Below are 8,967 nucleotides of genomic sequence, written 5' to 3'. Positions count from 1 at the left end.
ATCGGCGTGCCGTGGTCCTTCGCCGCCTTCGCGATCTCCCTGACCTTGTCGTCGAACTGCTTGATGTTGCCCGGGTTCACCCGCACCGCCGCACAGCCCGCCTCGATCGCCGCGAAGACGTACTTCGGCTGGAAGTGGATGTCCGCGATCACCGGGATCTGCGACTTCCGCGCGATCGTCGCCAGCGCGTCCGCGTCGTCCTGCGTCGGACACGCCACCCGCACGATCTGACAACCCGACGCGGTCAGCTCCGCGATCTGCTGCAGCGTCGCACCGACATCGGACGTACGCGTCGTCGTCATCGACTGCACCGACACCGGCGCGTCCCCGCCGACCGCCACGGTTCCGACCTGGATCCGCCGCGACGGACGCCGCGGCGCCACCGGCCGCACCGGCACCTCGGGAACGCCCAAGGGAACGGCGGTCATCGCGTCAGTCCCGGTTTCCGGAGACCGTCTCGCGCATCGCGCGCAGGGACTCCTTCAGGGACCCCATGGTGGCCAGCACGGCGGTGGGCTCGTAGCCGCAGTGCGCCATGCAGTTGGCGCAGCGCGGGTCCTTGCCGCGGCCGTACTTGTCCCAGTCCGTGTCCTCGATGAGCTCCCGGTACGTCGGCACGTACCCGTCGCTCATCAGGTAGCAGGGCCGCTGCCAGCCGAAGAGCGAGTAGTTCGGGATCGCCCAGGCCGTGCACGGGAAGTCGACCTTGCCCTCGAGGAAGTCCAGGAACAGCGGGGAGTGGTTGAGCCGCCAGCGGCGCCGGTTGCCACCCGCGAAGGCCTTCTTGAACAGCTCCCGGGTCTGCTCCACGCCCAGGAAGTGCTCCTGGTCGGGCGCTTTCTCGTAGGCGTAGGCGGGAGAGATCATCATCTCGTCGACCTCGAGGTCGTCGTTGAGGAAGTTGAGCACCTCGATGATCGTCTGCGGGGTGTCCGTGTTGAAGAAGGTCGAGTTGGTGGTCACCCGGAAGCCGCGCCGCTTGGCCTCCTTGATGGCCGCCACCGCCTCGTCGAACACACCCTCCTTCGCGACGGACTCGTCGTGCCGCTCCCGCAGCCCGTCGATGTGCACCGCGAACGCGAAGTAGGGGGAGGGCTTGAACTTGTCCATCTTCTTGCGCAGCAGCATGGCGTTGGTGCACAGGAAGACGTACTTCCGCTTCGCCACGAGCTGACGCACGATCTCGTCGATCTGGGGATGCATCAAAGGCTCGCCGCCGGCGATGGACACCATGGGTGCCCCGGACTCGAGCACCGCTCCCACCGCCTGCGCGACCGGCATGCGCTGCTTGAGCACGCCGGCCGGGTGCTGGATCTTGCCGCACCCCTCGCACTTGAGGTTGCAGGCGAAGAGGGGCTCCAGCTCCACGATCAGCGGGAACTTCTCCCGCCTGCGGAGTTTCTGTTCGGCCAGGTATGTAGCGACCTTGATGGACTGACGCAGCGGCATGGCCATCTGGCTCACCTCCGGGGGAGCAGCGAAGAACGGTGCCATTCGTAGAAAGCCGGAAGGACGGATCGAAGAACGCGGAAAGCCGATATTCCACCGCGCACCGTGCCGATCCGGACGAGTTCGTGTTCTGGAGCGTCCACGACCACCCGTACGGCCGCAACCGGGCGCTCGCCCGCGCGGACGGCGCTCAGGAGCGTGGCCGCCGACTCCATGTCGACCGCGATCGCGCCGGTGACCAGCAGATCGGAACGTTCCTGACCACGGACGACGTGGTCGGAGCCGGTGAGTGGACCGGTGTGGACGGTGCGCCCGGGGAGGATTCGCGCGAGTTCCTCGACGAGCAGGTCCGTGCCGACACAGCCGACGGTCCCGCGCGGGTCACGGGTCTCCTCGGCCACGACCAGGTCGCCGGGGTGCATCCCGGGGGCGAGTCCCGCGCAGAAGCCGGTGGCCAGGACGGCCGCCCCGGCGAACTCCGGCTCGCCGAGGCGACGGCTGACGGACCGTTCCGCCGCCTTCGGCCCCATGCCGGTCCGCAGGACGGTGACCGGCCCGCCCGCACCGCCGCGGTCGCGCCTGCGCAGGGCGAGGTGCTCGATGCCGAGCGCGCAGGCGATCAGCAGCGGGGCCGGGGCGGGCTGGGCGCTCATCAGCTCCCCTCGGCCTCGGTGAGCACCGCCCCGGCCTTGACGGACGGGGTGGCGGGCCGGTCGGTGAAGGGCTCGCCGTGCAGGTAGCGGCCGAGCGCGGTGAGCGGGAAGACCTGCCGGTAGAGGTGGTAGTTGATGGAGAAGTCCCAGGGGAAGCCGGTCCCGGTGAAGTACGGCTCCTCCCAGGTGCCGTCCTCCCGCTGGGTGGCCGCGAGCCACGCGACTCCGCGTTCCACGGCCTTGGAGGCTCTCTCCCCCGCCGCGAGCAGCGCCATCAGCGCCCACGCGGTCTGGGAGGCGGTGGACGCGCCCCGGCCGCTCCACTCCTCGGCGTACTTGTAGGAGCGCAGGTCCTCTCCCCAGCCGCCGTCGTCGTTCTGCACCTTCTCCAGCCAGGCCACCGCCCGGCGGATCGCGGGATGCGAACCCGGCAGGCCGGCCGCGGTCAGGGCGGGCACCACCGAGCCGGTGCCGTAGACGTAGTTGACTCCCCAGCGGCCGAACCAGGAACCGTCCGGCTCCTGCTCGGCGAGCAGCCACTGGATGCCGCGCCGGGTGCGCGGGTCGTGGGCGAGACCCTCGACCGCGAGCATCTCGACCACGTGCGCGGTGACGTCGGCCGAGGGCGGGTCGATGACCTCACCGAAGTCGCAGAACGGCAGCCGGTTGGGGAACGGGCTGGTGTTGTCGACGTCGAAGGCGCCCCACGCACCGTTCTTCGACTGCATGCCGAGGTTCCAGCGCACCCCGCGTCCGATCGCCTTCTCCACCCGCTCCGGGTCGTGGTGCCGCACCCGGCGCAGGGCGAGGACCACCTCGGCGGTGTCGTCGATGTCGGGGTAGTTGTCGTTGTGGAACTCGAACGCCCAGCCGCCGGGCGGGAGTCCGGGCCGCCGGACCGACCAGTCGCCGGGCCGGACCACCTGCTCCCCCAGCATCCAGTCGGCGGCCTTCACCAGCGCCGGATGGTCGGCGGGCAGTCCCGCGTCGGCGAGGGCGATGGTGGCCAGGCAGGTGTCCCACACCGGCGACTGGCAGGCCTCGATCATCCGGGCGCCGTCCTCGCGCCACACGGCGAACCGGTCCAGCGACTCCAGGCCCGCGCGCAGCACGGGGTGCTTCAGGTCGTAGCCCAGCAGGTGGAGGGCGATGACCGAGTACACGGCGGGGGGCTGGATGCCGCCCCAGCAGCCGTCGTTCTCCTGCCGTTCGATGATCCAGCGGGCGGCGGCGTTCATCGCGGCCCGGCGCAGCCGGCGCGGGACGGCCTTGCGCAGCCGGTGCAGCGCCTTGTCCAGACGCTGGAAGGCACCGTCCCAGCTCGCGGCCCGGGCGAGGGGGCCCGCCGGGTTGGGGTTCTCCGGGTCGGTGTGCAGCTCGTCCAGCGGAAAGGGCGCGGGACGCACGGGGCGCTTGGCGGAGACGATGGTCAGCGGCACGATCGTCTGCCGGGCCCAGCAGCCGAAGTCGTAGATGTTGAGCGGGAACCACTTGGGGAACCAGATGAGTTCCGGCGGGAGTTCGGGCAGGTCCTCCCACTTCCACCAGCCGAACAGGGCCAGCCAGATCCGGGTGAAGACGCGGGCGGCGGCGATGCCGCCCCGCTCGCGGATCCAGGCCGAGGCCCTGCGCATGTGCGGAGCGTCCGGCTCGTCCCCGGCGAGCCGGAGGGCGACGTAGGCCTCGATGGTGGTGGAGAGTTCGCCGGGGCCGCCGTGGAAGGTGGCCCAGGTGCCGTCCGCGCGCTGCTCGCCGCGGACGAAGAGAGCGGCGGCGGCGGTGGTCGCCTCGTCGCGGATGCCCAGGAACTGACGGAGCAGCAGGTCTTCGGCGTCCATCGTGACGTTGGTCTCGAGGTCGCCCTTCCACCAGCCTTCGGCGTCCTGCCCGGCCAGGAGGAAATCGGTGGCGCGCCGCGCGGCGTGTGCGGCGGCTTCGTGCACGCCGGCCGCTGCGGGAGTGGTGATGTCGGTGTCACTGGCCGCGGTAGCGCGGGACGGCAGTGTGGCCCCGGTGCTTCCGTCGGTCGTCGCTGTCATGGCTTCCCCTTCGTGCAGTCGTGCGAGTCGTGCTGCTGTGGGTCCGCCGTCGGCCGGTGCGCGGGTGCTGGGCGCGGCACCGGCCGGCGACTACGCGAGGGCTGTCCGACCGATAGCGATCATCTCTTTCTCACGACGACGAAGTCGGCGAGCGCCGTGAACGCGGCGCGGACCCGGTCGGGCATGTCGACGGTGCCGAGGGCCTCGACGGCGATGGTGTGCTGACGGCGCGCCTCCTCGGCCGTCCACTCGCGGCCTCCCGCCTCCTCGATGAGGGCGGCGCGGGCCGCGAACTCCTCCTCGGAGAAGTTCTCGAAGTCGCTGCTCTTGGCGTCGGCGGCGAGGATCTCGCCGAGCCGTACGGACGCCTCGCCGCCCTCCGCGAGCGCGGCCACGACCGGCAGGGACTTCTTGCGCTGGCGCAGATCGCTCCAGGTCTGCTTGCCGGTGGCCTCCGGGTCGCCCCAGATGCCGAGGAGGTCGTCGACGGCCTGGAAGGCGAGGCCGAGGTGGTAACCGTACTTCTCGAGTGTGTCGGCGGTGTGCTCGTCGGCCCCGCCGAGCACCGCGCCGATGGAGGACGCGCAGGCCAGCAGGGCGCCGGTCTTGTTGCCCTCCATCTCCAGGCACTCCTCGACGCTGACCCGGTCGCGGTGCTCGTAGGAGATGTCCTGGGCCTGACCGTCGATCAGGGCCCGGGTGGCGGTGGTCAGCCGGCGGGTGGCGCGGCCGGCCTCGACCGTGCCGAGCTCCAGCAGGACCTCGTTGGCGAGGGCGAAGAGGGCGTCACCGACGAGGATCGCCTGGGCGGGGCCGTGCACCTTCCAGACGGTGTCGCGGTGCCGGCGCTGCTCGTCGCCGTCCATCAGGTCGTCGTGCAGCAGGGAGAAGTTGTGCACCAGTTCCACGGCGACCGCGCCGGGGATGCCGACCTCGGGTGCGGCGCCGGTGACCTCGGCGGAGAGCACGGCGAGGGCGGGGCGCACGGCCTTGCCGCCGTCGCCGTCGGCCGGGTTGCCCGCGGCGTCGATCCAGCCGAAGTGGTAGGCGGCCACGGTGTCCATGGGGGGCGCCAGACGGTCGACGGCCGCCCGCAGCACCGGTGTGGCCAATGTCCGGCCGCGCTCCAGAAGCGCGGCGACGTCCACCGCGGTCTCTGAAACGGCCTTGTCGGCCGGGGGCACAGTGGGCACGGTTACTCCTCTTGTTGCGGTGCCGGGGGTGCGGGGGCCCGCCGCGGGCAGGTCGGACATCAGGCCGCCTCCTCGAACGCGAAGAGGTGGCTCGGACGGGGCCGTCCCAGGGCGCTCAGCGCGGCGTCGGCCGCGCTCACTCCGCTGCGGACCGCACTCTCCATGGTCGCGGGCCACCCCGTGGCGGTCCACGCTCCGGCCAGGTAGAGGCCGGGTGCCTTGGTGCGGGCGCCGGGCCTGAGGCGCCCGACGCCGGGGGCGGGAGCGAACGTCGCCGTGCGCTCCCGGGTCACGAAGAAGTCCCTCACCTCGGCGCCGCGGGCGCGGGGCAGCAGCCGCCTCAGTTCGGGGAGGTAGCGCTCGCGCAGTGCGGCGACCGGTTCGTCGATCTCGTCCTGCGCGGCCGACTGGGAGAGCGCGAGGTACTGGCCCTCGGCGAGGCCGGACGCCTCCGTGCGGTCGAAGACCCACTGCACGGGCGTGCCGAGGGCGGCGAAGAAGGGCCTGGCGAGCACCTTGCGGTCGTAGACGACGTGGACGTTGAGGATCGGCGCGGTGCCGATCGCGAGCAGCCGCTCGGGGGCGTCGAGGGCGCCGGGCGGCAGCAGGTCGTGGGCCTCGCGCTGCGGTACGGCGAGCACGACGGCGTCGGCCCGGAGCGTCTCGCCGGGAACCTGAACGCTCCAGGTGCCGTTCTCGTCGAGGGAGACGGAGGTGACGCGTGAACGGACCTCGGTGCGCACGCCCGCGGAGTCGAGCGCCCTGCGGGCGAGACGGTCGTGCAGTTCGCCCAGCGGCACTCGGGCCCAGCCGATGTCGGCCGCACCCGGGTCGGACAGCAGACCGGTCTTGAACACCATCGCGGCGAGCCCCAGTGAGGCGTCGCCCGCGACCGCGTTGAGGGTGGCGACCCCGACCAGGTCCCACAGGGCCTCCACGGCACGCGCCGACTGGCCGTGCTCGGCCAGCCACCCGCCGAAGTCGGTCGCGTCCAGCGCCGGATCGGCGAGGTCGAGCCCTTTGAGCGCGAGCGCGGCCCGCCCGACCGCGGCACGCTCGGCGAGCGAGAGATGCGGGTACGTGGCGAGGCTCCGGCCCAGGTGCAGGGGCACGGGCAGCGCGTCGCGCCGCAGTCTGCCGAGCCGTCGGCCCTCGGGTCTGCCGGCGTCGAGAACGGGCACGTCGAGACGATCCTGCAGGGGTGCCAGCGCCGCGCCCTCGATACGGTCGAGGAACCAGCGGTAGGCGGTGCAGCAGCGCAGGTAGACGTGCTGTCCGTTGTCCACGGTCAGCTCGCCGCGGCGGAAGGAGAAGGCGAGGCCGCCCAGCCTCGGCCTGCCCTCCAGCAGGGTGACGCGGACGCCCGCGTCGGCGAGCGCGAGCGCCGCGGTGATGCCGGCGAGGCCGCCGCCGACCACCACGGCGGCGCGTCCGGCGGGCCCGGGAACGGTGTTCCGGTCGGCGGACGGCCGGTCGGGCCTGGTGCCGTCGGTCATCGTGCGCCCTCCTGTGCAGTTCCGCCGTACTGCGGGAACGATGCACGGCCGGCCGTCACCGTCAGGGACGCCGCGCCGCACCGGAGGGTTGCGTGCCGCGCAACGGAAGTGGGGTCCTCCTCGCCCGTCGGCTCCATCAGGCACGCCTCCTGACGGTCCGCCGGGAGACGTGGCGGGTCACGTGCCGGGTGTCGAGTCCGGACAGGCCGCGCACGGCGACGTACGCCTTCTCCCGCCCGGGCAGCGAGACCCGGCCGCGCAGCACGGCCTCCGGCTCGCGCTCGATGCGGTCGAGCAGACGGCGGTAGATGCCGGCCATGGCGGCGACGCAGGCTCCGCTGCGCCGGTCGAGCATGGGCAGCAGCCGGTAGCCCTCGGCGAAGAGGGCGCGGGCCCGCCGCACTTCGAAGTGCACGAGGCCCGCGAAGTCGGACCCTGACGGTGGCGTGGGTCCGCCGATGCCCGCCGAGCAGCCGAACTTGGCGAGGTCGTCGGTCGGCAGGTAGGTACGGCCGTCCTCGGCGTCCTCCCGGATGTCCCTGAGGATGTTGGTGAGCTGCAGGGCCAGCCCGAGGGTGTCGGCGTACTCGGGTGCGCGCTCGGCGCCGCGCGCCCCCGGTTCGGTGCCGAACACCCCGAGCGAGAGGCGGCCGATGGCGCCGGCCACGCAGCGGCAGTAGACCTTGAGGTCGTCCCAGGTCTCGTAGGTCTCGCCGCGTACGTCCATGAGGACGCCGTCGATGAGTTCGTCGAGGCCGCCGAGCGGGATGGGAAAGGCCTCGGCGGCATGGGCGAGGGCGACCGCGACCGGGTCGGTGTCGTCCTCGGCGACGGCGCCCTCACGGATCCGGGTGAGCAGCGCCCGGGTGTCCTGCAGCCGCGCGGTCTTGACGTCGTCCGCCAGCGCGCCGTCGCCGATGTCGTCCACGCGCCGGGAGAACGCGTACAGCGCCGACATCGCACGGCGCTTGGGCGGCGGCAGCAGCCTGATGCCGTACGCGAAGTTGCGGGCCTGCTGCCCGGTGACGGCCTCGCAGTAGCGGTAGGCGGCGAGTACCGGTGCGGACACGTGCGGCACGGACTCCACGGTCCGGATCACCCCTCTCCTCGCAGAATCACGCCCACCTCGCGCAGCAACTGAGCCTTGCCGGGCTTGGGCGGGCCGGGAAGTACGTCGTGATCGGCGGCGGCGATCGCGTGGATCGCCGCCCTTCCCCCCGCCACGAATCCCGCGAGCAGCAGCCTCAGCCTGCCGTGGACGCTACCCACCAGGGGGGCGCCTTCATTCAGGAGATCGCGGGCGCGTTCCGCTTCGTACGCGACCAGTGCGCGCAACGGTGCGCCCGCGGTCGTCATGGCGAGGTCCGCCTCCTGGACGTGAAAGCGTTTCATGTCCGCGGCGGGCAGATAGATCCTGTCGCGGCCGAGGTCCTCGGCGACGTCCTGGAGGTGTTCGACGATCTGGAGAGCGGTGCAGATCCGGTCGGAGAGGCGGATCCGTTCGGGGGTGGCGGTGCCGGTGAGGGCGAGGACGAGACGGCCCACGGGGTTGGCCGACAGCTCGCAGTAGGCGAGCAGGTCGTCGTAGGTCTCGTACCGGGTGACGAGCTGGTCCTGACGGTTCGCCGCGATCAGGCCGAGGAACGGCTTCGGGGTGAGCGAGCGGCGGCGGACGGTCCGCTGCAGACGGAGCAGCAGGGGGTGGCGCGGGGTGGCGTCGAAGACGCGGCGCAGGTCGGTCTCGAAGGCGTCGAGGAGGGCGAGGCGGTCCTCGGCCTCGGTGGCCGACACGCCGAGCAGCCGGGCGTCCGCGCCGCCGGGGGCGAGGTCGCCGTCGCCGATGTCGTCGACGAGGCGGGCGAAGCCGTAGACGGCCATGAGGTCGTCGCGCCAGGTCCGGGGCAGGAAGAACGGTGCCACGGGGAAGTTCTCGCCCGCGGCCTTGTCGAGGGTGGCACGCTCGGTGCGGCGCGCCGTGTCGGCTCCCGTCACCGTGCGCTGCCCGTGGCGGGGACGGCACATGCTGCGTTGAGCTGGGGAGTTTCCGTAGCCATTGCCGTCACATCTCCCGTTCTACACCGCCGACCCGATACTCACTATTTCGGACACGCCGCCCGCCCGTCCGTGGGGCGGCCCT

Annotated in this window: 9 protein-coding genes; all 9 read right to left on the bottom strand. The window is 72.2% G+C overall.

Annotated elements, in window-relative coordinates; all coding sequences use genetic code 11:
- A partial coding sequence (locus ACWC21_RS27460) for a flavodoxin-dependent (E)-4-hydroxy-3-methylbut-2-enyl-diphosphate synthase (protein ID WP_450885504.1) occupies window positions 1–428 on the bottom strand: 428 nt, incomplete at its 3' end.
- A 4-nt stretch (window positions 429–432) separates the two neighbouring features.
- Window positions 433–1,455 carry an adenosyl-hopene transferase HpnH gene (hpnH, locus tag ACWC21_RS27455; RefSeq protein ID WP_450885503.1) on the bottom strand — a complete coding sequence of 341 codons (1,023 nt, stop codon included), beginning with the start codon at window positions 1,453–1,455 and terminating at the stop codon, window positions 433–435.
- Between the two features lie 5 nt (window positions 1,456–1,460).
- The gene (locus tag ACWC21_RS27450) at window positions 1,461–2,102 is read right to left on the bottom strand and encodes a phosphorylase family protein (RefSeq protein ID WP_450885502.1); all 642 of its coding nucleotides are present in this window, start codon (window positions 2,100–2,102) and stop codon (window positions 1,461–1,463) included.
- Window positions 2,102–4,141, bottom strand: coding sequence for a squalene--hopene cyclase (gene shc / locus ACWC21_RS27445; protein ID WP_450885501.1), 2,040 nt, complete (start codon window positions 4,139–4,141; stop codon window positions 2,102–2,104). Before shc ends, ACWC21_RS27450 begins: the two co-directional genes overlap by 1 nt.
- Before the next feature lie 119 nt (window positions 4,142–4,260).
- Window positions 4,261–5,394, bottom strand: a complete 1,134-nt coding sequence (locus ACWC21_RS27440) for a polyprenyl synthetase family protein (protein WP_450885500.1) — start codon at window positions 5,392–5,394, stop codon at window positions 4,261–4,263.
- Window positions 5,394–6,872 carry a hydroxysqualene dehydroxylase HpnE gene (gene hpnE / locus ACWC21_RS27435; RefSeq protein WP_450885513.1) on the bottom strand — a complete coding sequence of 493 codons (1,479 nt, stop codon included), beginning with the start codon at window positions 6,870–6,872 and terminating at the stop codon, window positions 5,394–5,396. Before hpnE ends, ACWC21_RS27440 begins: the two co-directional genes overlap by 1 nt.
- On the bottom strand, window positions 6,827–6,967 hold the full coding sequence (locus ACWC21_RS27430) for a DUF6380 family protein (RefSeq protein ID WP_450885499.1): 141 nt from the start codon (window positions 6,965–6,967) through the stop codon (window positions 6,827–6,829). The genes hpnE and ACWC21_RS27430 overlap by 46 nt, the downstream gene beginning before the upstream one ends.
- A complete protein-coding gene (gene hpnD, locus ACWC21_RS27425; RefSeq protein WP_450885498.1) occupies window positions 6,967–7,929 on the bottom strand; it encodes a presqualene diphosphate synthase HpnD in 963 nt (320 codons plus the stop codon). The genes ACWC21_RS27430 and hpnD overlap by 1 nt, the downstream gene beginning before the upstream one ends.
- Window positions 7,926–8,852, bottom strand: a complete 927-nt coding sequence (gene hpnC, locus ACWC21_RS27420; protein ID WP_450885497.1) for a squalene synthase HpnC — start codon at window positions 8,850–8,852, stop codon at window positions 7,926–7,928. The genes hpnD and hpnC overlap by 4 nt, the downstream gene beginning before the upstream one ends.
- Window positions 8,853–8,967: the final 115 nt, after the last annotated feature.

The sequence above is a fragment of the Streptomyces sp. NPDC001348 genome, from assembly GCF_053597535.1.
Note: the sequence above shows the minus strand (reverse complement) of the source record. Positions and strands in the feature narration are given on the sequence as shown.